Here is a 21,897-nt window from a genome sequence, read left to right as displayed (position 1 = left end):
ACCAACCATGCTCAGGCGTACCAAGATTGTCGCCACTCTCGGCCCGGCCACCGATTCACCGGAATCCCTCGCGGCCATTATCGCCGCCGGTGTGGATGTCACCCGACTCAACTTTTCCCACGGCAGCGCCGAAGAGCACATCGGCCGCGCTCGCCGGGTTCGCGAAGCAGCAGCGGCCCAAGGCCGGTTTGTCGCTTTGCTGGCCGATTTGCAGGGCCCCAAGTTGCGCATCGCACGGTTCTCGGAGAACAAGGTCACCCTCAAGGCAGGCCAGACGTTTATCCTGGACGCTGCCATGGACAAGGAGGCGGGTACCGAGGAAAAGGTCGGCATCGACTACGAGCAACTGATCGAAGATGTGGAACCGGGAGACATTCTGGTTCTGGACGATGGCCGCATTGAGATGGAAGTGCAGTCGGTCAGCGACCACAGCATCACTTCCACCGTGCTTATCGGAGGCCCGCTCTCGAATAACAAGGGCCTGAACAAGCGCGGCGGCGGCCTGTCCGCTGAGGCACTGACGGAAAAGGACAAGCAGGACATCGTCACAGCCGCCAAACTGGGCGCGGATTACGTGGCGGTTTCGTTTGTTCGCACCGCCGAGGATATGCACATCGCCCGGCGCCTGCTTAAGGAAGCAGGCTCTGACGCCGGCCTAGTCGCCAAAATCGAACGGGCAGAGCTTGCCGACGATGTGGAAGCCCTGGACGCGGTAATCGAAGCATCCGATGCGGTCATGGTTGCCCGTGGCGATCTGGCCGTTGAAATCGGCGACGCCCAGTTGGTGGGCGTACAGAAGCACATCATCTCCCGCGCCCGCGTTCTCAACCGCGCGGTGATCACGGCCACGCAGATGATGGAGTCGATGATCACCAGCCCCATGCCAACGCGAGCCGAAGTCTCAGACGTTGCCAACGCGGTGATGGACTATACCGATGCAGTGATGCTGTCTGCGGAAACGGCCGTGGGTGATTATCCCAAGGAAGCAGTCGAAGCCATGGTGCGCATTTGCCTGGGCGCAGAGAAGCATCCGTCGATGCATCAGTCCAAACACCGGATTCACGAGAGCATGGAGGAAGTTGATGAAGCTATCGCTCTTTCCGCCATGTACGCAGCGAACCACCTTGAGGGTGTCTCGGCCATTATCTGCATGACCGAGACGGGTGCCACGCCAAGGTTGATGTCTCGCATCAAATCGAGCCTGCCAATCTTTGCGTTTTCGCGCCATCACTCCACCCAGCATCGGGTCGTTATGTTCCGTGGCGTTCAGACGGTGCCTTTCGATTCAGCCAAGATTCCGAACGAGCGGACCAATGCGCTGGCGGTGTCGGAGCTGGTGAATCGCGGAGCAGTCAAGGACGGTGATCTGGTGGTGATTACCAAGGGTGATTATGTGAATGCCCAGGGTGGTACCAATACCATGAAGATTGTTCGGGTTGGTTCTGATATTCGCTGACTGTAAGCCTTCTTTCCAGCCCTTAGTCGATTGGTGCGTGGCCTTGTAGCCTGCGGCAATGTGCGAATCGGCAGTGGGGCTCCCCTTTCCAAAAAACGCTACGAGCACATCCATGTGCGCTTGGCTGTGGCCATCCTTGGCCACAGACATTTTTGGAAAGGGGAACCCCACTCCCTCGTTCAGAATGTTGCAGTTTTCTCGGCGTGACAGTTTCTCGAGTATTGAGACCTACAAGGTTGCGACGAATACTCGCGTTATCGGAAGTTTTGCTAAGCGCTTCTGGGCGGGGCTGACGGGAATGTCGCTGGCCATGGATGGCCAGCGCCAAGCGCACATGGATGTGCTCGTAGCGTTTCCCGTCAGTCCCGCCCAGAAGCGCGCAAACGCCGAAACCTTCAGGCTACAAGAACGAGAACAAGACCAAAGTCAGAGGTCCGCCAGACTCCCCCGCGCAATCTCGGTAATCTGCGCCCAGTCTTTGGCCGCCACCACATCTGCAGGGGTCAACCAGGTGCCACCAACGGCCTGGACGTTGCCGAGGGCCAGGTAGTCGGCTGCGGTGTTTCGGCGGATGCCGCCTGTGGGACAGAAGGTGACGTCCGGGAACGGCCCGCTGAAGGCTTTGAGGGCCGGGATGCCGCCGGCGACTTCGGCGGGGAAGAATTTGAATTCGCGGTAGCCGAGGTTATAGCCAATCATCATTTCCGAGATGGTGGCAATGCCCGGCAACAGCGGGGCTTCGGAGGTCAGGCCGAATTCCAGGATGGCTTCGGTTACGCCCGGGGTGATTACGAACTGGGCGCCAGCGGCCTCTACCTGTCGGTACTGGGCAATGCTTGTAACGGTGCCCGCGCCCACCCAGGCGTCCGGGATGGCTTTGCGGACTTCTTCGATGGCTTTTAGGCCGTGCTCAGTGCGCAGGGTGATTTCGAGGACGTTGATGCCGCCATCAACGAGAGCCTGGCAAAGGGGCACGGCGTCGTCGAGGTCCTGAATGGCGATGACCGGCACCAGGGCTGAGGATTGCAGTACTGCCCTGACGCGCTCGCGATGGTAATCGGAAAGTTGGCTCACGGTTTTCTCCATAACAAATGTCGGGCGTTTCAGGGACTCCAGAACACCTGGAGGCCTGGTTTCAGGAAAGCTCTGATTGGCATCTCGAGCACCTTGTCCGGTTCAGACATAGCACGGTCCAGTGTCTGCAGTTTGTCCTCGCCCTTCAGATGCAACGCGGTAAATCGGGCATCCCTCAGGGGTGGCCAGGTCAAGGTGATGCGTTTCTGCGGCTGCGACGCGGGCGTGGCGGGCGCAACGATTTCCTGGCATTCAGGATTCATCGCACTTTCCAATTCGGGTGCGTCGGGAAACAGTGAGGCGGTATGGCCGTCGTTGCCCATACCAAGAATCAGCACGTCGATGGGCAGGGCCAGGTTCACGAGCTCGGCCTTCACTCGCTCAAGACCCTCTGAGGGTGTCGCACCAGGCTGTTTGAGCGACAGGAACCGGGCCGAGGCCGCCTTATTCTGCAGCAGGTTCTCCCGAACCAGGCGGGTATTGCTGGCGTCATCGTTTTCTTCCACCCAACGCTCATCCGCCAGCAGAACGTCTACCCTGCCCCAATCCAGATCCTTGCCGGACAGCGCCCTGAAAAATGGCAGCGGCGTGGAACCGCCGGATACCACCAGGCTCGCCCTGGGCACCTCTCTCAGGCGGGCCGCCAGAAATCCCGCCACGGCATCAGCAAGATCCAGGGCCACGCCATCAGCGGTTTCACCTGAGCGATCACTGACACCCTCGGGCAAACGCAGATCAGACATCTTCATACCAGCTCCTGCCATCCCGGGTAATCATGGCGATGGAAGCAACGGGGCCCCAGGTTCCCGCCGCGTAACGTTTTGGCGGCTCGCCGCCATCCTTCCAGTTCCGAATAACCTGATCGACCCAGCGCCAGGCATACTCCACCTCGTCACGGCGCACGAACAGGTACTGGTTACCCTTCATTACCTCCCAAAGCAAACGCTCGTAGGCGTCGGGAATCCGATCGGTAACAAAGGTCTCAGAAAAGGTGAGCTCCAGAGGGCCTTGACGAAGTCGCATGCCCTTATCCAGGCCCTGGTCCTTGGTGAGGATCTTCAGGGCCATGCCTTCGTCAGGCTGAAGACGGATAATCAGCTTGTTGTTGGCAAGGTGCTTCTGGTCCGGATCAAAAATGTAATGCGGCGCAGGCTTGAAGTGGATGATGATCTGGGACAGCTTTTCGGGGAGGCGTTTACCAGTGCGAATGTAAAACGGGACACCTGACCAGCGCCAGTTGTCGATCTCTGCTTTCAGGGCAACGAAAGTTTCAGTAGCGCTGCCCTTGTTTGCCCCCTCCTCCTCCAGATAGCCGGGCACCGGCCTGCCGTTACTGGTGCCGGCGGTGTACTGGCCACGCACCACGTAACTGTCCATCATATCGGGCGTTATGCGCTTCAAGGCCTTGAGAACCTTGACCTTCTCATCCCGGATGCTGTCGGCAGACAGGTCCGAGGGCGGGTCCATGGCGATCAGGCATAACAGCTGAAGCAGGTGATTCTGGATCATATCGCGAATCTGGCCAGCTTTGTCGAAATAGCCCCACCGTCCCTCGATGCCAACGCTCTCGGCCACCGTGATCTCCACGTGGGAAATGTGGTTCTGGTCCCACTGGGAGGCAAACAGGTTGTTGGCAAAACGCAGAGCGATCAGGTTCTGGACCGTTTCCTTACCCAGGTAATGATCAATCCGGAACAGCTGGTTCTCGTTGTAGACCTCGCCAAGCTCATCGTTGATCACCTTCGACGACTCCAGGTCGTGACCGATCGGCTTCTCGACCACTACCCGCGTCTTCTCGGTGCAGCAACTGGCGGCCCGCAGATTTCGGGCTATGACGCCATACATGGACGGCGGGGTGGCCATATAAACAATAAGCTCATTATTGGCATCATCACGCCACTCGTTGAGCACACCAAAAGCGTCGGGTTCGTTAAAATCCAAAATCTGGTAATCGACCCGCTTAAGGAAGGATTCGGCCAGTCCAGCATCGAACTCTTCCGGCTTTACGTACTGCTTCAGCTTGTCAAACAACTGCTGGCGCACGGTCTCGGTATCGGCATCTGAGCGGGCAATGGCCAGGACCCGGCTCCCCTCCGCCAAGAGGTTGGCGCGCTCAAGCTGGTACAGCGCCGGAAACAGTTTTCGCTGGGCAAGGTCACCCAAGGCTCCGAAGAGCATCAGGTCACAACGGGTATTGATCTTGTTGACCATTGGTTCCTTCTCTCTGGTGGGCAGTCCGTCGCAAAAACTCGACGACAGAACTCAATGTAGTAATTTTAACCAAATAATGACATCCAAAAATCGTTTTTCCAAGAAAAAACTGCGTTTCGTGATACTTTTACTACCCAAAAACCGGTAAAAAAGCGGTATAATCACCGCGTTTTCAAGACAACGACCGCCCATGATTCAGGGAGTACCATTGATGGCCGCGAACCAGGCGCACCGTGACGACAATCTGCTTGAGGACATCCAGTCCAGGCTGGAGACCCTTAACAAATCCGAGCGGAAAGTGGCCGAGGCCATTCTCCGTGACCCAAGCGCGGCCACCCGTTACAGCATAGCTGCCCTGGCGAGAGCCGCCGACGTCAGCGAACCCACCGTTAACCGTTTCTGCCGGGGTTTCTCGGCAACAGGTTTCCCGGATTTCAAGATTCGCCTCGCCCAGAGTATCGCTACCGGCACCCCCTATATCGGCCAGAACGTGGAGCCCGACGACACCGTTGCCGAATTCGCAGACAAGATCATGCTCAGTACCATTGCCAGCCTGGACAAGGCTCGGCAAGCGCTCGACCCGAAAGCCCTGGCAACGGCCATTGATTACCTGATCCAGGCCAAACAGATCAATTTCTTTGGCATGGGCGGATCTGCTGCTGTGGCTATGGATGCCCAGCACAAGTTTTTCCGCTTCAATATCCCGGTCATGTCCTACGACGACGCCCTGATGCAGCGCATGGTGGCGGCCGGAGCAAACGTGGGCGATGTTATCGTGCTCATTTCCTACACGGGCCGCACCCGGGAAACCGTGGATATCGCACAACTTGCGCGGGCCAACGGTGCTACGGTGATCGGTATCACCAACCCCGATTCCCCCCTGGCGGAAAGCTGCACGGTGGTGCTGGGCGTCACCGCGCCGGAGGACACTGAGGTCTATATGCCAATGTCCTCTCGGATCATTCATCTGAGCGTTATCGACATTCTTGCAACCGGCGTAACCCTCAAACGCGGCGCGGATTTCCTCGGGCACCTCAAGAAGATCAAGGAAAGCCTCAAGCCCACCCGCTTCCCACCGACCTGAGCCTCAGTGCCACAATAGAAGAGGTCAGCAGATACAAGAAAGCCCGGGCATTCGCACCGGGCTTTTCGTTGATCGCGGGGCGCCATTCGGCGCCTTTTTCATGAGGCGGATATCAGGGTCTCTCGACCTCCGCCCGGTTTCGAAGGAACTGCTGGTACGCGGCGTATTCCCTCTGGCCTTCGAGAGATGCCAGGAATTCCCGAAGCTGGTTCAGTTCGGTGCCATCTTCCGAGACCTGCCCGTCCGTGACCTCGTCCAGCGCGATCACCGCGGCAGAATTGGCCATCACAGCCTTGCCAAACCGGGCGCCATCCGCCGGGCGCGGCAAAGAAAACACCTGCTGGAGAATGGCGGGACCTGCCTCGGAGGCGTTCCGTGCCAGCCCTTCATAGCTGGACCACTCACCAATACCCTCGGGGCTCTCACCTGACTCAAGGTCAGCGATAATCGCGTCAGCCCTTTCAGAAAGAGCTTCCCGCGTCTTGCGCTGCTCCAGCGTCGTCCGGATCTGATCGCGAACCTGATCCAGGGGCAGCTGCTCGGCTTCATGATACTTATTCACCCGGGCAACGACAGACACGTTGTCACCCACATCGATCAACTCGGTGTTGTAACCCGCGTCGAGGACATCTTCGGAAAACAACTGTCGTACCAGACCGGCGTGGTCAAACGGCGCCTGACCACCGTCACGGGTAACGCCGTTGGCCTCCCGCACCTCAAGCCCGAGCTCTTCGGCAGGGCCGGCCAGATCATCGGCGGCATACGCGGAGTCGGCAAGCTCTGCCCGGACTTCAGCAAACTGCTCACGAGCCTTTTCACGGGCCAGCTCACGACGGAGCTGGTCTTCCATTTCATCCAGAGACGGCACCTCGGACTCCCTGACATCCTCGAGGCGAATAAGATGAACCCCGAACGATGTCCGAACCGGCTCGGAAACTTCGCCTTCCTCAAGGGCAAACAGGGCTTCCTCGAAGGGCTCGGCGTAAATGCCACGACCGGCATAGCCCAGGTCGCCGCCGTCTTCGGCCGAAACGGTATCAATGGAATACTCCCGCGCCAGGTCAGCAAATGACTCCCCGGCCGCCAGGCGCTCCTGGATCGTTGCCATGGTTTCGTCTGCGTCACTGCCCTCTTCGATCAGGATGTGGGACGCCCGACGCTCCTCACTGGCCAGATCGGCAGCCTGCTGCTCGTAATAGGCCTGAAGCTCCGCATCGTCAACTTCAATGCTCTCAGCAAGGGCACCCAGCGAAAGCGTGATGTAGGCAGCGTCTACACGCTCCGGCTGCTGAAACGCACCCGAGTTTTCTTCATAAAAGGCTTCAACGTCAGCATCAGAAACCGATACCGCGTCCGCCACTGAGCTGGCAGGAATATCCAGTACCCGGAAACTGCGTGTCTGGTTCTGAATCTGGAGCAGCTGCTCGGCATTCTCATCCGCCACCAGGCCACTCTGAACGATACCCGCACGGATCTGGTTCACCACATATTGCTTGCGCATGGCTTCCCGAAACTCGCCCACGCCCATGCCCATATTACGGACTGTGGCCACAAAGCGGTCGCGATTGAACTGGCCATCCACCTGGAACTGCGGCATCTGGGTAATCAACGCATCGATATCAGCATCATTGAGCTCCAGTCCCTGAGCGTTGGCATCCTGGATCAGGACCTGCTCCTGGATCAGGGAATCCAGAACGTCTGTGCGAATCTGGTCTTCGTCAAGCATCGAGGGATCCGGGTTTTCCATTCTGGATAGCCGGCGCTGGCTCTCCATCTGGACCACGCGGAGAAACTCCCGCTCGGTAATATCCTCGCCGTTGACGGTTGCCACCTCAGGCTCGCCGGAGAAGCCGCCGACAATGGCGTCCATCCCCCAGATGGATAGCGACACAATAAGAAGACCAATGATGACCTTGGCGATCGTGCCCTGGGCATTGTTCCGAATATCTTGAAGCATGTTTCTCCCGGATCCCTGTTCAAGGTAGTGCAGTTTTATTCGTTTCAGCGCGCGGCGAAGGGCGGACCTAACGTAAAAAGGCGCACCCGGTGTGGAATGCGCCTTGAATTCTTCTTGGGTGGCTTCCTGCGACAGAAGCCACCGGAGAAAGAACCGTTACTTAACGGCGTCTTTCAGGGCCTTGCCTGCTTTGAACCCAGGCACTTTGGAGGCCGGAATCTTGATCTCGGCACCAGTCTGCGGGTTACGACCGGTACGAGCAGCACGCTCTTTTACGGAGAAGGTACCAAAACCGATCAGAGTTACCTGATCGCCTTTTTTCAGGGCACCGGTGATTGAGTTGGTCATTGCGTCCAGAGCACGGCCAGCGGCGGCTTTGGAGATATCTGCGGACTCTGCAATTGCATCGATAAGTTCGGACTTGTTCACACTAAACCCCTTCGATTTCAGGTTGAAGATGTTATAGGTTGGTTTGTTTTTTCTCGGACGTTCTCGACTATCGCATAAGCGGTCGGAGAATTCCATTCTTCACTTTTCTTATTCCTTTCGGCTTTATACCGGCATTCGGAATAGGGACTGACTGCGCGGGAGCCCTTGGTATTGGCTGCTTCACGGCCAAACAGTTATACCAATGGGCTCTCAGGCATGTCAACAACTCATCAAGGCTTTAATGTGTATTTATGCGCTCTGACGCGTCGCCTTCTTCGTCACGCGGCTTGCCAGAACCCGTTTCCGGAGATGAATCTTCAGCCCTGGGCTCGGGTGGATAGGCCAGTGCAATATCCAGCACTTCGTCGATCCACTTCACAGGACGAATCTCCAGCGACTCCTTGATGTTTTCAGGTATCTCCTTGAGATCCCTGACATTCTCATCCGGAATGATCACCGTCTTGATGCCACCCCGATGCGCTGCCAGAAGCTTTTCTTTCAACCCACCGATGGCAAGAACACGTCCACGCAGAGTGATTTCACCGGTCATTGCAACGTCGGCGCGAACCGGAATCTTGGTCAGAGAAGAAACCAGCGCTGTGCACATACCGATACCGGCACTGGGACCATCTTTCGGTGTCGCACCCTCCGGTACATGCACGTGCAGATCGTGCTTCTCGTGGAAATCATCGGCAATTCCAAGACCGGGTGCCCGGCTACGTACCACCGTCAATGCCGTCTGGATGGACTCCTGCATGACATCACCCAGGGAACCCGTCTTCACGACCCGGCCCTTGCCAGGCGTGAGGGCGCACTCAATATGCAGCAGTTCGCCACCCACCTGGGTCCAAGCCAGACCGGTCACCTGACCAATCTCGTTCTTTTCCTCGGCGAGGCCGTACTTGAATTTTTTGACCCCCGAGTAATCTTCGAGCATGTCCTGCGTGAGAGTGACAGAGACCTTCTCTCCGCTCTCCACATGGTCACGCACCACCTTGCGGCAGATCTTGGCAATCTCGCGCTCCAGGCCACGTACACCGGCTTCACGGGTGTAGTAGCGGATCAGGTCGCGAAGGGTGTCCTCTGGCAACTTGAGCTCATCCTTGCGCAGGCCGTTGGCCTTGATCTGCTTCGGCAACAGATAACGCAGCGCAATATTGACCTTCTCGTCCTCCGTGTAACCCGGGATACGGATGATTTCCATCCGGTCCAGCAGGGCAGGAGGAATGTCCATGGAGTTGGAGGTACACACGAACATCACATCGGAGAGATCGTAATCCACTTCCAGATAGTGATCGTTGAACGTGTGATTCTGTTCCGGGTCGAGAACCTCCAGCAACGCCGAGGCCGGATCACCACGATGATCCATGCCCATCTTGTCGATTTCATCGAACAGGAACAGCGGATTCTTCACGCCCACCTTGGACAGCTTCTGAAGAAGCTTACCGGGCAACGCACCAATGTAGGTTTTCCGGTGGCCGCGGATTTCAGCTTCATCACGCACGCCGCCGAGGGCCATCCGGGTGTACTTCCGGTTGGTCGCACGGGCAATGGACTGACCGAGCGAAGTCTTGCCCACCCCGGGAGGACCAACGAGGCACAGCACAGGACCCTTGACCTTCTTCACACGGCTCTGAACCGCAAGGTATTCGAGAATGCGCTTTTTGACTTCATCGAGGCCATAGTGGTCCCGATCGAGAATTTCACGGGCTTTTTCGATGTCGTGACGGACACGGCTGCGCTTCTTCCAGGGAATCGCCAGCATCCAGTCAATATAGCCACGGACGACGGTCGCTTCCGCAGACATCGGAGACATCATCTTGAGCTTGTTCAGCTCCGTTTCAGTCTTTTTGCGGGCCTCTTCCGGCAATCCGGCTTCTTCCAGCTTCTGCTCAAGCTCTTCGAAGTCGTTGTTGCCTTCGCCCAGGTTACCCATCTCTTTCTGGATAGCCTTCATCTGTTCGTTCAGGTAGTACTCGCGCTGGCTGCGCTCCATCTGCTTTTTCACGCGGCCACGGATGCGCTTCTCAACCTCGATCAGGTCGATTTCGCCATCCAGCTTACCAAGCAGCAAGTCCACCCGCTTGCGGATATCCAGCGCTTCCAGCAGTTCCTGCTTTTCCGGAATACGCATTTCCAGGTGAGCAGCCATGGTGTCGGCCAGGCGTTCAAGCTCCTCAATACCGGTGAGAGCATTGGAGACCTCGGAAGGGACCTTTTTGGAGAGTTTCACGTACTTCTCGAACTCGTCCATCAGGGTCTTTATCAGGACCTCCTGCTCGCGCTCGGGCAGCCCTTCTTCATCCATCAGGACAGCGCCACCGGACAGGTACTCACCCTCGGAGATATCGCTGATGGTGGCTCGGGCGTTGCCCTCTACCAACACCTTGACGGTGCCATCGGGCAGGCGAAGCATCTGCAGAACCGTTGCCAGCGTGCCCATCTCGAACACATCCTTCGGACCCGGCTCATCAGTAGAGGCGTCTTTCTGGGCTACCAGGAGGATTTCCTTGCTTCCTTCCATCGCGGCTTCGAGAGCCTGAATGGATTTTTCTCGGCCCACAAACAGTGGGACCACCATGTGCGGAAACACCACTACGTCACGCAGCGGAAGCAGCGGGTACTCTTGCACGGCATCTTCGGGTATACGGGTCATTGGGAATCCTCTGACGGTATTTCTTTCAGCATATCACCCTTCATTGGGGCGCCCGCAAAAATTGCAATCTTTTTACTAAACGAAACAGGGCAGGAATATCGCGATACAAAAACGCGAAAAGGGGCGTTGCCGCCCCTCTTCATTTCAACCGCTAACCTAGACTCAATCCTCGGGCACAGCCTTGGCGTGATCACTGCTGGCGTAAATCTTGAAGGGCTCGGAGTCCCCGCTGATCACGCTTTCATCGATCACCACTTTGGTCACGTCATGCTCAGAGGGAATCTGGTACATGGTGTCCAGAAGCGTCGCCTCCATAATGGAACGCAGACCACGGGCGCCTGTCTTCCTCTCCATGGCCTTACGGGCAACTGCCCGAAGCGCATCTTCACGAAAATCGAGCTCGACCCCTTCCATATCAAACAGTTTCTGGTACTGCTTGGTCAGGGAGTTCTTGGGCTCGGTCAGAATCTGCACCAGCGCTTCTTCATCAAGTTCGTTGAGGGTTGCCACTACCGGCAAACGACCCACAAACTCCGGAATCAGGCCGTACTTCACGAGGTCCTCGGTCTCCACATCCTTGATAACGTCGCCGGTATTCTTGGCATCGTCCTGACTGGCAACCGAAGCAGAGAAACCGATGCTGTTCTTCTCAGTACGCTCGCGAATTACCTTGTCCAATCCGGCAAAGGCGCCACCGCAGATAAACAGCATATTGCCGGTATCAACCTGCAGGAATTCCTGCTGCGGATGCTTGCGACCTCCCTGCGGCGGGACCGATGCAACGGTACCCTCGATCAGCTTCAACAGTGCCTGCTGAACACCCTCACCGGAAACATCCCGGGTAATGGAAGGGTTGTCAGACTTGCGGGAAATCTTGTCGATCTCGTCAATGTAGACTATGCCCCTCTGAGCCTTGTCGACATCGTAATCGCATTTCTGCAGCAGTTTCTGGATGATGTTCTCGACATCCTCACCAACGTAGCCGGCTTCAGTCAGCGTGGTGGCGTCGGCGATCGTGAAGGGCACGTTCAGCATCCGCGCCAGAGTCTCGGCCAGCAGAGTTTTACCACTACCGGTTGGGCCAATCAGCAGAATGTTACTCTTGCCTAGCTCGACATCACCCTTGCCTTCGCCATAACGCAAACGCTTGTAGTGGTTGTAGACCGCCACCGACAAGACGACCTTGGCCCGATCCTGACCAATCACGTATTCATCAAGGGTATTGCGGATCTCGGCCGGTGTAGGAAGGCGATCGCTCGGCTCTTCCTGTGCATTCTCCTGGATTTCCTCCCGGATAATGTCATTGCACAGGTCGACACACTCGTCGCAGATGAACACCGAGGGCCCTGCAATGAGCTTTCGGACTTCATGCTGGCTCTTTCCACAAAACGAGCAGTAGAGCAACTTGCCGTTATCGTCGCCCCTGCCGTTTCTTTCATCTGCCATTGAAATACCTCTGATCTCGTTTTGCCGGCGTCACTGCCTGATACGCCGGCCAAGTATGATGCGATTACTTCCAGTATTATTTATTCGGTACGCGCTTATCAAGTATTGAATCGATCAGCCCATACTCTTTCGCCTGAGCCGGATCCATGAAGTTGTCACGGTCCGTATCCTTGGCGATAGTCTCCAGATCCTGACCGGTGTGATGGGCCAGGATCGAATTCAGGGTATGACGAATCTTCAGGATTTCACGGGTGTGAATCTCGATATCCGTTGCCTGACCCTGATAGCCACCCAGCGGCTGGTGGATCATCACTCGGGAGTTCGGCAGACACGCCCGCTTCCCGGCAGCACCGCCCGCCAAAAGGAAGGCACCCATGCTGGCCGCCTGGCCAACACAAAGTGTAGCTACATCCGGCTTGATAAACTGCATGGTGTCGTAGATAGACATACCTGCAGTTACCGAGCCGCCGGGGCTGTTGATATAGAGGTGAATATCCTTGTCCGGGTTTTCAGACTCAAGGAACAGGAGCTGGGCCACAATCAGATTCGCCATGTGGTCCTCAACCGGACCCACCATGAAGATCACCCGCTCCTTGAGCAGACGGGAATAAATGTCGAACGACCGCTCGCCGCGAGCTGTCTGCTCGATAACAATCGGTACCAGTCCGGAATTGGTAACCATTGCGGGACCATCAATTGGTTTCTGCGTCATGATGCGCCTGAACTCCTTATGGACAATGGGTCGTGGACTCGCGCCACGGCAGTTTCAATAAAGTTGCACCCCATACTTTGCCAGCAGCGGCCCCAGATGAAAACAGCCGGGCATGCCGGCTGTTCTCGGGGGTCGGCCTTCGGGACCGGCTTTCTACTCCGATCCCGGGCAAAATCAGCGCTGGGGCTGACCGGCCTGAACGGCCTCTTCATATTTGACTTTCTTTTCCTTGACCTGGGCCTGCTCCAGCACGTGGTCAACAACTGCATCCTCCAGGACTGAAGACTCGATCTGAGACTTCTGCTCCGGGTTGCTGTTGAAGTGTGCAACCACTTCTTCTGGCTGTTCATACGTAGACGCGATCTCCTGGATCTTTTCGTCTACCTTGGCCGGGTCGGCTTTCAGGTCGTTTTTCTTGACCACTTCCTGGAACAGCAGGCCAGTTTTCACGCGGCGCTCAGCCTGCTCCTGGAAAATTTCCTTGGGCAGCTGCTGCGGATCAATCTGGCCGCCGAAACGCTGGACGGCGTCCTGACGGAGACGATCGATTTCCTGATCAACCAGGGCAGCCGGAATATCCAGCTCAGTGGTTTCCAGCAGACCGTCAACAACGTCGTTCTTGACCTTGTTGGAAACCGCCTGCTTGAGCTCGCGCTCCATGTTCTTTTTGACTTCTTCGCGGAAAGTCGCTTCGTCTTCGGCATCAATACCGAACTTCTTGAAGAATTCGGTGTCGAGTTCCGGCAACTGCGGCTCTTCAACCTTGTGAATCTTGATCTCGAACTTGGCCGGCTTACCCGCCAGATCTTCGTTGTGGTAATCCTCCGGGAAGGTAACCTCAATTTCCATGTCTTCGCCGGCCTTACCACCAACGATGGCCTTCTCAAAGCCCGGAATCATCTGGCCGGAGCCCAGAGTCAGACGATGGCCTTCAGCGGCTCCGCCTTCGAATTCTTCACCGTCGATAAAACCTTTGAAGTCAATGGTCAGCACGTCCTTATTCTTGGACTTGCGCTTGACTTCTTTCATGGTGGCCTGCTGACGACGCAGGTTGTCGATCATGTTGTCGACATCTTTGTCGGTGATCTCGGAAGTCAGCTTCTCGACTGAAATCTTGCTGAGATCGCCCAGCTCGATTTCCGGCAGCACTTCGAAGATGGCGACAAATTCAAGGTCTTTGCCCTCTTCCATGGTCTTTGGCTCGAACTTCGGCCAACCTGCCGGGTTGATATCCTGTTCCTGCAGTGCCTTGATGTAGTTGTCGCGCATAACCTCGCCAACGATTTCCTGGCGGACGCTGTCACCGAAACGACGCTTGACGACGCTCATGGGCACCTTACCCGGACGGAAACCGTTCAGGCGCACGGTACGCGCTGTTTCCTGCAGGCGTTTCTGGACCGCCTGGTCGATTTCCTGGGCGGGCACACCAATCGTCATTCGACGCTCGATGTTGGAGGTCGTTTCAACAGACACTTGCATGGAAGATCCTCAAATTACAGGTTCGGTATGTGAATGAAATTAAACCTAAAAGTCCGGTCCAAGGGAGATTCCCGGAAAAGGACCGAAAATTAAAAGCCGGTAGTTTATCATGCTTTGCACCGCCGAGAGAATCACCCTGCAATGCAGTTTGATGCCGCACAGTCACGGGACCGGCCGAATCTTGAAGGCAGAGATGGGGACGAAAGAGAAAAAAGAAAGGGGTGGTGCGCGAGGAGAGACTCGAACTCTCACGGGTTGCCCCACTGGAACCTAAATCCAGCGCGTCTACCAGTTCCGCCACTCGCGCACAACAGAATGAAGAATGCCCGATGGCAAGCCTGCCATTAATCTATTCAACAAACGCGGAATCTACTCTGAAAGAAAAGTGGGGTGGACGAAGGGGATCGAACCCTCGACCGCAGGAGTCACAATCCTGAGCTCTACCAACTGAGCTACGTCCACCACATCGGGACATGCCTTTACTTTTCAACTTTGCTGGTTACGGTCGCTCCGGCGCGGACCAAGCCAACGACTTGATGGCGCGCCCGGCAGGACTCGAACCTGCGACCACCCGCTTAGAAGGCGGGTGCTCTATCCAGCTGAGCTACGGGCGCTTAACCGTTCGCCCACCTGAACATCCAGAAAATGGTCGGGGTAGAGAGATTCGAACTCCCGACATCCTGCTCCCAAAGCAGGCGCGCTACCAGACTGCGCTATACCCCGTCTGAACTGAACAACAAGTGCCTCAGCAAAGTTGGCGCGCATATTACCGGCGCCGGACGGTGCCGTCAACACGTATTTCCAAATTCCCTGAAACAACAGTCTCTTCAGTGACAAAGCGCCCTGACCAAAGTTCCGGCGCGCGCCGCCCAGACAACCGTCCAATTGGAGTTCCGGCGGAAGCATGAGACAATGCCGACCCTTCAATTTACCGATGCCCAACCGACAAGACGAGACATGACCGCCAAACTGATCAACGGAAAAGAGATTGCCGCCGAAGTAAGACAGCAAGTCGCCGCAGGGGTGGAAGCAAGAACCCAACAGGGGCTTAGAGCGCCCGGACTGGCCGTAGTCCTGGTCGGCAACGATCCCGCATCCCACGTTTACGTGGGCAATAAACGGAAGGCGTGCGACCAGGCGGGAATCCTCTCACTCTCATACGATCTGCCGGAAGACACTTCCCAGGAAGCGCTGGAAGCACTGATTGATGAGCTGAACGAGAACCCCACCGTGGACGGGATCCTGGTGCAACTCCCCCTGCCCTCGCATCTCGATGCAGATCCGATTCTGGTAAAAATCCGGCCAGATAAAGACGTTGATGGCTTCCATCCATACAACATCGGTCGCCTGATGCAGCGTAAGCCCACCCTGCGTCCCTGCACACCGGCCGGCATCATTACCCTGCTCGACAGCATCGACACGCCCTACAAGGGCCAGCACGCCGTCATCGTTGGCGCCTCCAACATCGTCGGCCGCCCCATGAGCATGGAGCTGCTATTGAAGGGTGCCACGACAACCGTGTGTCACCGATTCACTCCGGATCTGGAGAAGTTTGTTCGTGAGGCTGACATCCTGGTTGCAGCCGTCGGCAAGCCAGGCCTGATCAAGGGCGATTGGGTAAAACCGGGTGCAACCGTGATTGATGTGGGCATCAACCGGATGGACGACGGGAAACTGCATGGCGACGTTGATTTCGCAGCCGCTTCGGAGCGCGCGGCCTATATAACGCCGGTTCCCGGCGGCGTAGGGCCGATGACCATCGCCACCCTGCTGCAAAACACCCTCTATGCGACTGATGTCTTGCACAGGGACTGAGCCCGGAGTCAGGGTTCAGGCCCTGCCTGATCCGACGTGCTACAAAAAACCCCGCCGAAGCGGGGTTTTTTATTTCGCAGCTCTTACTGCCCGTATTTGGCTTTCGCCTTCAGGCGGTAAGCGTGCAGTAGCGGCTCAGTGTAGCCATTAGGCTGCTCGCGGCCCTTGAGAACCAGATCCAGCGCTGCCTGGAAGGCCACACTGTCATCGAAGTTCCCGGCCATCGGGCGGTACGCCGAATCACCGGCGTTCTGCTTGTCGACCACCGCTGCCATACGCTTCATGGTCTCCATGATCTGATCTTCAGAGCAGATACCATGGTGCAGCCAGTTGGCCAGCAACTGAGAGGCGATACGCAGAGTCGCACGGTCTTCCATCAGGCCGACATCGTTGATGTCCGGCACCTTGGAGCAGCCAACGCCCTGGTCAATCCAGCGCACAACGTAACCGAGGATACCCTGGACGTTGTTGTCCAGCTCCTGCTGGATGTCCTCGGCGCTCAAAGAAGCAGGATCATCCATCACCGGTACTGTCAGGATATCGTCCAGCGCAGCGCGTGTGCGGCTTTCCAGCTGCTTCTGGACATCAGCCACACTTACCTGATGGTAGTGAGTGGCGTGCAGTGTAGCCGCCGTGGGAGATGGAACCCAGGCAGTGTTCGCACCAGCCTTCGGATGCCCGATTTTCGCTTCCAGCATGCCGGCCATCAGGTCAGGCATGGCCCACATGCCCTTACCAATCTGGGCAACGCCACGGAAACCGGTTTCCAGGCCGATGTCCACGTTCCACTGCTCGTAGGCATTGATCCAGGTCGCCTGCTTCATCGCACCCTTGCGGATAAACGGACCCAGTTCCATGGAGGTATGGATCTCGTCCCCGGTGCGATCCAGGAAACCGGTGTTAATAAACACAGCCCGCTCTTTCGCGGCATGGATACAGGCTTTCAGGTTAACTGTGGTGCGACGCTCCTCGTCCATGATGCCGACCTTCAGGCTGAAGCGCGGCAGGCTCAATGCATCCTCTACACGACCGAAAAATTCGTTGGTGAATGCCACCTCTTCCGGCCCGTGCATCTTAGGCTTCACGATATACATGGAGCCTTTGGTGCTGTTCTGGAACTTGCCATTGCCCTTCATGTCGTGAATGGCGATCAGTGAGGTGATCAGACCGTCCATCAGGCCTTCCGGCACTTCGTTACCGTCTTTCAGCAGGATGGCCGGGTTGGTCATCAGGTGGCCGACGTTACGGATAAACATCAGGCTGCGGCCTTTCAGGCTCAGCTCGCTGCCGTCTGCCGCGGTGTAGGTGCGATCCGCGTTCATCTTGCGGGTCAACTGCTCGCCACCTTTCTCGAAGGTTTCCTGCAGGTCGCCCTTCATCAGGCCCAGCCAGTTGCGATAGGCCAGCGCCTTGTCGTCGGCGTCTACAGCGGCCACGGAGTCTTCGCAGTCCATGATGGTTGTCAGTGCAGACTCCATCAGTACGTCTTTGACGTGGGCACCGTCGTCTTTGCCAATCGGGTGAGTGGCATCGATCTGGATCTCGAAGTGCATGCCGTTCTTGACCAGCAGCACGCCGGTGGGCGCATCAGCGGCACCGGTGTAGCCAACAAAGCCGGCTTCGTCTTTCAGGCCGGTGGACTCACCGTTCTGCAGCTTGACGACCAGTTTGCCACCTTCAACCACATACTTGGCAGCATCTTTGTGACTGCCAGAGGCCAGCGGTGCCGAGCTGTCGAGCAGGTTGCGGGCCCACTCGATAACTTTTGCACCGCGAACCGGATTGTAACCACGGCCTTTTTCAGCGCCGTCTTCCTCGGAAATCGCGTCGGTACCGTACAGCGCATCGTACAGGCTACCCCAACGCGCGTTCGCAGCGTTCAGAGCAAAACGGGCGTTCATGATCGGCACCACCAGCTGAGGGCCGGCCATGGTTGCCACTTCCGGGTCGACATTGGAGGTGGAGATCTTGAACTCGGAAGGCTCGTCAACCAGGTAACCGATGTCTTTCAGGAAAGACTTGTATTCGCCCATGTCGAGCTTCTGGCCCTTGTGATCCCGGTTCCAGCTGTCCATTTTTTCCTGGGTAGCATCACGCTTGGCCAGCAATTCACGGTTGCGTGGCGCCAGCTCGTTCACGATCTTGTCAAATTCTGCCCAGAATTTATCGGCATCGATTCCGGTGCCCGGGATCGCTTCGTTGTTCACGAAATCATACAGATTCTTTGCGACCTGAATGCCGCCGACTTGTACGCGTTCTGTCATCGTTGTCTGCCTCAGTGGGTTACGTTTCCCGACTCCCCCTTCATCTTGAGGGGGCATTCTAATTTGAGCGCCGCATTGTAAGGGAAAATCCTTACAAGATCATTCCTGCAGGCGCAAAACTGGTCTGACCAACCGGCAGCTCCCGGAAATTCAGGCTTTACGCCAGGTCGTCCCCTCTCGGGAATCGTCCAGAATAATACCTTTCTCGAGGAGCTCGTCGCGGATCCGGTCGGCCTCGGCAAAATTCTTTGCCTCGCGGGCATCAGCCCTGGCCTGGATCATTGCTTCAATGTCTTCGGCGCTAAGCTCACCACCCGTGTCTGCCTGGAAGAACGCCTCGGGATCCTGCTGCAGCAGCCCCAGAACACCACCAAGCCTTACCAGAATCGCCGCACTTTGCTTGGCATCGTCTTCACGACCATCGCGACGATGCTGATTGATCTCGTTGGCAACAGCGTGCAGGACCGCAATTGCACCCGCGGTGTTGAAGTCATCGTCCATCGCCTCGGCAAACCGATCGTCGTGCTCGGATTCCGGCACATCGGCGGCCTTGGCGGGCACGATGCCTCTGAGCGCATGGTACAAACGGGTCAGAGTTCGGCCGGCCTCAGCCAGATTTTCCTCAGAGTAATCCACCTGGCTACGATAGTGGCTGGAAACCAGGAAGTAACGGACCACTTCTGCCGGGTACTTCTCCATGATCTCGCGGATGGTGAAGAAGTTACCCAGGGACTTGGACATCTTTTCTTTGTTCACCCGGATGGCACCCGCGTGCATCCAGGTGTTCACAAAAGTGTGGCCAGTGGCACATTCTGACTGGGCAATCTCGTTCTCATGGTGCGGGAACAACAGATCCGGGCCACCGCCGTGAATATCGAATGTGTCGCCGAGACAGCAGGTGGACATCGCAGAGCACTCAATGTGCCAGCCGGGACGACCGTCGCCCCAGGGCGACGGCCAGCTGACCTCCCCTGCCTTTGCCGCTTTCCACAACGCGAAATCTGCAGGGCTTCGCTTGGCTTCCTGAACATCCACCCGCGCGCCCGCCAGAAGATCCTCCAGCTTTTTCTTGCTGAGCTTGCCGTAGTCATCAAAGGAATCGACCGCAAAGTAGACGTCACCATTGTCCGCTGCGTAGGCGTGGCCGCCGGCAATCAGTTTGTGGATCATCGCGATAATTTCGTCGATATACGCGGTGGCCCGGGGCTCTTCATCCGGTGACAGCACGCCGAGACGGGCTTCGTCTTCGTGCATGGCTTTGATCATCCGGTCCGTGAGTTCGTCATAGGGCTCACCGTTTTCATCCGCACGGCGCAGGATCTTGTCGTCAATATCGGTGATATTGCGAACATAGTTCACGTCGTAACCGCGATGACGCAGGTAACGGGTAATCACATCAAAGGCTACCAGCACCCGGGCATGCCCCAGGTGGCAGTAGTCATAGACTGTCATACCGCAGACGTACATCCGGACCTTGCCAGGCTCAATTGGCCGAAACTCTTCCTTCTGTTGGGTCAGAGTATTGTAGATGCGGATCACTTGCCCCCCTTGCCCCAGGAATCCCTGAGCGTAACAGTGCGGTTGAATACCGGCCGACCGGCAGCCTCGGTATGGGCCTGATCACAGAAGAAGTAGCCTTCCCGCTCGAACTGGTATGGAAGATCCATACGGGGCGCGACAAGACTCTTTTCGACGCGCGCGCCTTTGAGAACCACCAGCGATTCCGGATTCAGGTGATCCATCAGATCGCCTTCCTTGTCACTGTCCGGCGACTCGTGGTTAAACAGGCGGTCATACAGATTGATGTCTGCCTCTACACTGTCACTCGCCGAAACCCAGTGAATCACGCCGTTCGGTTTGTAGCCCTCGGGATTGACGCCCAGGGTGTTGGGATCGTACTCACACTTGAGCTCGACAATCTGGCCACTGTCGTCACGAATCACTTCCCGGCAGGTCATCACATAGCCGCCACGGAGGCGTACTGCCTGGTCCGGGGCCAGCCGCTTCCATTTACGCGGCGGCTCCATTTCGAAATCTTCCCGGTCGATATACAGAGTCTGGGTCCAGGGCACTTCCCGCTCGCCCATATCCGGATTTTGCGGGTGCACTGGCAAGGTGAGCGTTTCGCTTTGATCCGCCGGGTAATTGGTCAGCGTGACTTTCAACGGGCGCATCACACACATGGCTCTCGGGGCCCGGGTGTTGAGGTCTTCGCGAATGGCGTGCTCAAGCATGCCCACATCCACAGTGCCGCCGGCCTTGTTCACCCCGATCATGTCGCAGAAGGTGCGGATGGACTCCGGCGTGTAGCCACGCCGGCGCATACCGGAAATGGTTGGCATACGCGGATCGTTCCAGCCATCAACTACATTCTCATCCACCAGACGCTTGAGCTTCCGCTTGGAGGTGATGGTGTAGTTCAGATTCAGCCGCGCAAACTCGATCTGGCGCGGGTGGCAGGGGCCGGAGATGTTATCCAGAACCCAGTCATACAGCGGCCGGTGGTCCTCGAATTCCAGCGTGCACAGGGAGTGGGTAATCCCCTCCAAGGCATCCGAAATGGGATGGGTGAAGTCATACATCGGGTAGATGCACCACTTGTTCCCGGTCTGGTGATGTTCGGCGTAGCGGATGCGATAAAGAATCGGATCCCGCATGTTGATGTTCGGAGAAGACATATCGATCTTGGCCCGCAGCACCAGTTCGCCGTTCTGATACTTGCCGTCCCGCATGTCGCGGAACATCTGCAAGCTCTCCTCCACGGGGCGATCCCGGTAGGGGCTGTTTCTGCCCGGCTCTTTCAGGCTGCCCCGGTACTCGGCCATTTCATCGGCCGTCAGGGCGCACACGTAGGCCTTGTCCCGGGTAATCAGTTCCTCGGCAAATTCATAAAGCGCATCAAAGTAATCCGAGGCATAAAGCACGTCCCCGGCCCACTCGTAACCAAGCCATTCCACATCCTGCTTGATGGCGTCGATGTATTCCTGGTTTTCCTTTTCCGGGTTGGTGTCGTCAAACCGAAGGTTACAGTCGCCGGAAAAGGTCTCGGCGATGCCAAAGTTCAGGCAGATCGATTTGGCGTGACCAATATGCAGGTAGCCATTGGGCTCCGGCGGGAATCGGGTGACCACCTTGCCGGTGTGCTCTCCGCTGGCGATGGCGTCTTCGATCAGGCTCTGGATAAAGTTGTGGGCTTTCTTCGACTCGGCGCTCATACAATCTCTGTTAAAAGGGGAGTGAATCTTAAACCGCGTATTATACTCACAAATCCTTTCCGGACTCATGCATAGCGGGAAAGTCTTGAGTACAATGGG

General features: G+C 56.9%; 15 protein-coding genes and 4 tRNA genes. 3 read left to right on the top strand and 16 right to left on the bottom strand.

Features of this window, described 5'->3' with window-relative positions; genetic code table 11:
* Positions 1-7: 7 nt before the first annotated feature.
* Positions 8-1,456: a pyruvate kinase gene (gene pyk, locus MDHKLMBL_RS02680; RefSeq protein WP_008174617.1), complete on the top strand. Its 1,449-nt coding sequence runs from the start codon at positions 8-10 to the stop codon at positions 1,454-1,456.
* Positions 1,457-1,882: 426 nt separating this feature from the next.
* Here the strand turns inward: pyk and MDHKLMBL_RS02675 are convergent, their stop codons facing one another.
* The 3 genes from MDHKLMBL_RS02675 to zwf are packed head-to-tail and all read right to left on the bottom strand — an operon-like array spanning position 1,883 to position 4,741.
* Positions 1,883-2,542 carry a bifunctional 4-hydroxy-2-oxoglutarate aldolase/2-dehydro-3-deoxy-phosphogluconate aldolase gene (locus MDHKLMBL_RS02675; protein ID WP_199185475.1) on the bottom strand — a complete coding sequence of 220 codons (660 nt, stop codon included), beginning with the start codon at positions 2,540-2,542 and terminating at the stop codon, positions 1,883-1,885.
* A gap of 17 nt (positions 2,543-2,559) precedes the next feature.
* On the bottom strand, positions 2,560-3,273 hold the full coding sequence (gene pgl, locus MDHKLMBL_RS02670; protein WP_008174611.1) for a 6-phosphogluconolactonase: 714 nt from the start codon (positions 3,271-3,273) through the stop codon (positions 2,560-2,562).
* Positions 3,266-4,741, bottom strand: a complete 1,476-nt coding sequence (gene zwf / locus MDHKLMBL_RS02665) for a glucose-6-phosphate dehydrogenase (RefSeq protein ID WP_062782442.1) — start codon at positions 4,739-4,741, stop codon at positions 3,266-3,268. Before zwf ends, pgl begins: the two co-directional genes overlap by 8 nt.
* Positions 4,742-4,952: 211 nt before the next feature.
* Here zwf and MDHKLMBL_RS02660 point away from each other — a divergent pair, with 211 nt between their 5' ends.
* The gene (locus tag MDHKLMBL_RS02660; RefSeq protein WP_008174607.1) at positions 4,953-5,825 is read left to right on the top strand and encodes a MurR/RpiR family transcriptional regulator; all 873 of its coding nucleotides are present in this window, start codon (positions 4,953-4,955) and stop codon (positions 5,823-5,825) included.
* 112 nt (positions 5,826-5,937) lie between these two features.
* Here the strand turns inward: MDHKLMBL_RS02660 and MDHKLMBL_RS02655 are convergent, their stop codons facing one another.
* The 10 genes from MDHKLMBL_RS02655 to MDHKLMBL_RS02610 form a co-directional block, all read right to left on the bottom strand.
* Positions 5,938-7,782 carry a SurA N-terminal domain-containing protein gene (locus MDHKLMBL_RS02655; RefSeq protein WP_008174605.1) on the bottom strand — a complete coding sequence of 615 codons (1,845 nt, stop codon included), beginning with the start codon at positions 7,780-7,782 and terminating at the stop codon, positions 5,938-5,940.
* Between the two features lie 156 nt (positions 7,783-7,938).
* Positions 7,939-8,211 (bottom strand): non-specific DNA-binding protein Hbs, encoded by a 273-nt coding sequence (hbs, locus tag MDHKLMBL_RS02650; RefSeq protein ID WP_008174603.1) that lies wholly within the window; start codon positions 8,209-8,211, stop codon positions 7,939-7,941.
* Between the two features lie 238 nt (positions 8,212-8,449).
* Complete coding sequence (lon, locus tag MDHKLMBL_RS02645) at positions 8,450-10,867, bottom strand: endopeptidase La (RefSeq protein WP_008174599.1); 2,418 nt, start codon at positions 10,865-10,867, stop codon at positions 8,450-8,452.
* A 162-nt stretch (positions 10,868-11,029) separates the two neighbouring features.
* Complete coding sequence (clpX, locus tag MDHKLMBL_RS02640) at positions 11,030-12,313, bottom strand: ATP-dependent Clp protease ATP-binding subunit ClpX (RefSeq protein ID WP_008174598.1); 1,284 nt, start codon at positions 12,311-12,313, stop codon at positions 11,030-11,032.
* A gap of 76 nt (positions 12,314-12,389) precedes the next feature.
* Positions 12,390-13,025, bottom strand: a complete 636-nt coding sequence (gene clpP, locus MDHKLMBL_RS02635) for an ATP-dependent Clp endopeptidase proteolytic subunit ClpP (RefSeq protein WP_039882061.1) — start codon at positions 13,023-13,025, stop codon at positions 12,390-12,392.
* A 174-nt stretch (positions 13,026-13,199) separates the two neighbouring features.
* Positions 13,200-14,504 carry a trigger factor gene (tig, locus tag MDHKLMBL_RS02630; protein WP_008174593.1) on the bottom strand — a complete coding sequence of 435 codons (1,305 nt, stop codon included), beginning with the start codon at positions 14,502-14,504 and terminating at the stop codon, positions 13,200-13,202.
* Positions 14,505-14,726: 222 nt separating this feature from the next.
* Positions 14,727-14,811: transfer RNA gene (locus MDHKLMBL_RS02625), tRNA-Leu, on the bottom strand.
* 79 nt (positions 14,812-14,890) lie between these two features.
* Positions 14,891-14,966 (bottom strand) — tRNA-His (locus MDHKLMBL_RS02620).
* Between the two features lie 75 nt (positions 14,967-15,041).
* A tRNA-Arg gene (locus MDHKLMBL_RS02615) sits at positions 15,042-15,118 on the bottom strand.
* A gap of 32 nt (positions 15,119-15,150) precedes the next feature.
* Positions 15,151-15,227: transfer RNA gene (locus MDHKLMBL_RS02610), tRNA-Pro, on the bottom strand.
* A 234-nt stretch (positions 15,228-15,461) separates the two neighbouring features.
* Here MDHKLMBL_RS02610 and folD point away from each other — a divergent pair.
* The gene (gene folD, locus MDHKLMBL_RS02605) at positions 15,462-16,319 is read left to right on the top strand and encodes a bifunctional methylenetetrahydrofolate dehydrogenase/methenyltetrahydrofolate cyclohydrolase FolD (protein WP_104270045.1); all 858 of its coding nucleotides are present in this window, start codon (positions 15,462-15,464) and stop codon (positions 16,317-16,319) included.
* A gap of 83 nt (positions 16,320-16,402) precedes the next feature.
* Here the strand turns inward: folD and MDHKLMBL_RS02600 are convergent, their stop codons facing one another.
* From MDHKLMBL_RS02600 to MDHKLMBL_RS02590, 3 genes are all read right to left on the bottom strand, one after another.
* The gene (locus MDHKLMBL_RS02600; protein WP_104270044.1) at positions 16,403-18,583 is read right to left on the bottom strand and encodes a malate synthase G; all 2,181 of its coding nucleotides are present in this window, start codon (positions 18,581-18,583) and stop codon (positions 16,403-16,405) included.
* A 150-nt stretch (positions 18,584-18,733) separates the two neighbouring features.
* Positions 18,734-20,122: a cysteine--tRNA ligase gene (cysS, locus tag MDHKLMBL_RS02595; protein WP_104270043.1), complete on the bottom strand. Its 1,389-nt coding sequence runs from the start codon at positions 20,120-20,122 to the stop codon at positions 18,734-18,736.
* On the bottom strand, positions 20,119-21,798 hold the full coding sequence (locus MDHKLMBL_RS02590) for a glutamine--tRNA ligase/YqeY domain fusion protein (protein ID WP_104270042.1): 1,680 nt from the start codon (positions 21,796-21,798) through the stop codon (positions 20,119-20,121). Before MDHKLMBL_RS02590 ends, cysS begins: the two co-directional genes overlap by 4 nt.
* Positions 21,799-21,897: the final 99 nt, after the last annotated feature.

The organism is Marinobacter flavimaris (assembly GCF_002933295.1).
Classification (GTDB): Bacteria; Pseudomonadota; Gammaproteobacteria; order Pseudomonadales; family Oleiphilaceae; genus Marinobacter; species Marinobacter flavimaris.
Note: the sequence above shows the minus strand (reverse complement) of the source record. Positions and strands in the feature narration are given on the sequence as shown.

Excerpts from the sequence above, each read along its gene's own strand:
- clpX (WP_008174598.1), bottom strand. The coding sequence starts at position 12,313 with ATGGCAGATGAAAGAAACGGCAGGGGCGACGATAACGGCAAGTTGCTC.
- MDHKLMBL_RS02655 (WP_008174605.1), bottom strand. The coding sequence starts at position 7,782 with ATGCTTCAAGATATTCGGAACAATGCCCAGGGCACGATCGCCAAGGTC.
- MDHKLMBL_RS02675 (WP_199185475.1), bottom strand. The coding sequence starts at position 2,542 with ATGGAGAAAACCGTGAGCCAACTTTCCGATTACCATCGCGAGCGCGTC.
- clpP (WP_039882061.1), bottom strand. The coding sequence starts at position 13,025 with ATGACGCAGAAACCAATTGATGGTCCCGCAATGGTTACCAATTCCGGA.
- zwf (WP_062782442.1), bottom strand. The coding sequence starts at position 4,741 with ATGGTCAACAAGATCAATACCCGTTGTGACCTGATGCTCTTCGGAGCC.
- pyk (WP_008174617.1), top strand. The coding sequence starts at position 8 with ATGCTCAGGCGTACCAAGATTGTCGCCACTCTCGGCCCGGCCACCGAT.
- MDHKLMBL_RS02590 (WP_104270042.1), bottom strand. The coding sequence starts at position 21,798 with ATGAGCGCCGAGTCGAAGAAAGCCCACAACTTTATCCAGAGCCTGATC.
- MDHKLMBL_RS02660 (WP_008174607.1), top strand. The coding sequence starts at position 4,953 with ATGGCCGCGAACCAGGCGCACCGTGACGACAATCTGCTTGAGGACATC.
- folD (WP_104270045.1), top strand. The coding sequence starts at position 15,462 with ATGACCGCCAAACTGATCAACGGAAAAGAGATTGCCGCCGAAGTAAGA.
- tig (WP_008174593.1), bottom strand. The coding sequence starts at position 14,504 with ATGCAAGTGTCTGTTGAAACGACCTCCAACATCGAGCGTCGAATGACG.
- lon (WP_008174599.1), bottom strand. The coding sequence starts at position 10,867 with ATGACCCGTATACCCGAAGATGCCGTGCAAGAGTACCCGCTGCTTCCG.
- MDHKLMBL_RS02600 (WP_104270044.1), bottom strand. The coding sequence starts at position 18,583 with ATGACAGAACGCGTACAAGTCGGCGGCATTCAGGTCGCAAAGAATCTG.
- pgl (WP_008174611.1), bottom strand. The coding sequence starts at position 3,273 with ATGTCTGATCTGCGTTTGCCCGAGGGTGTCAGTGATCGCTCAGGTGAA.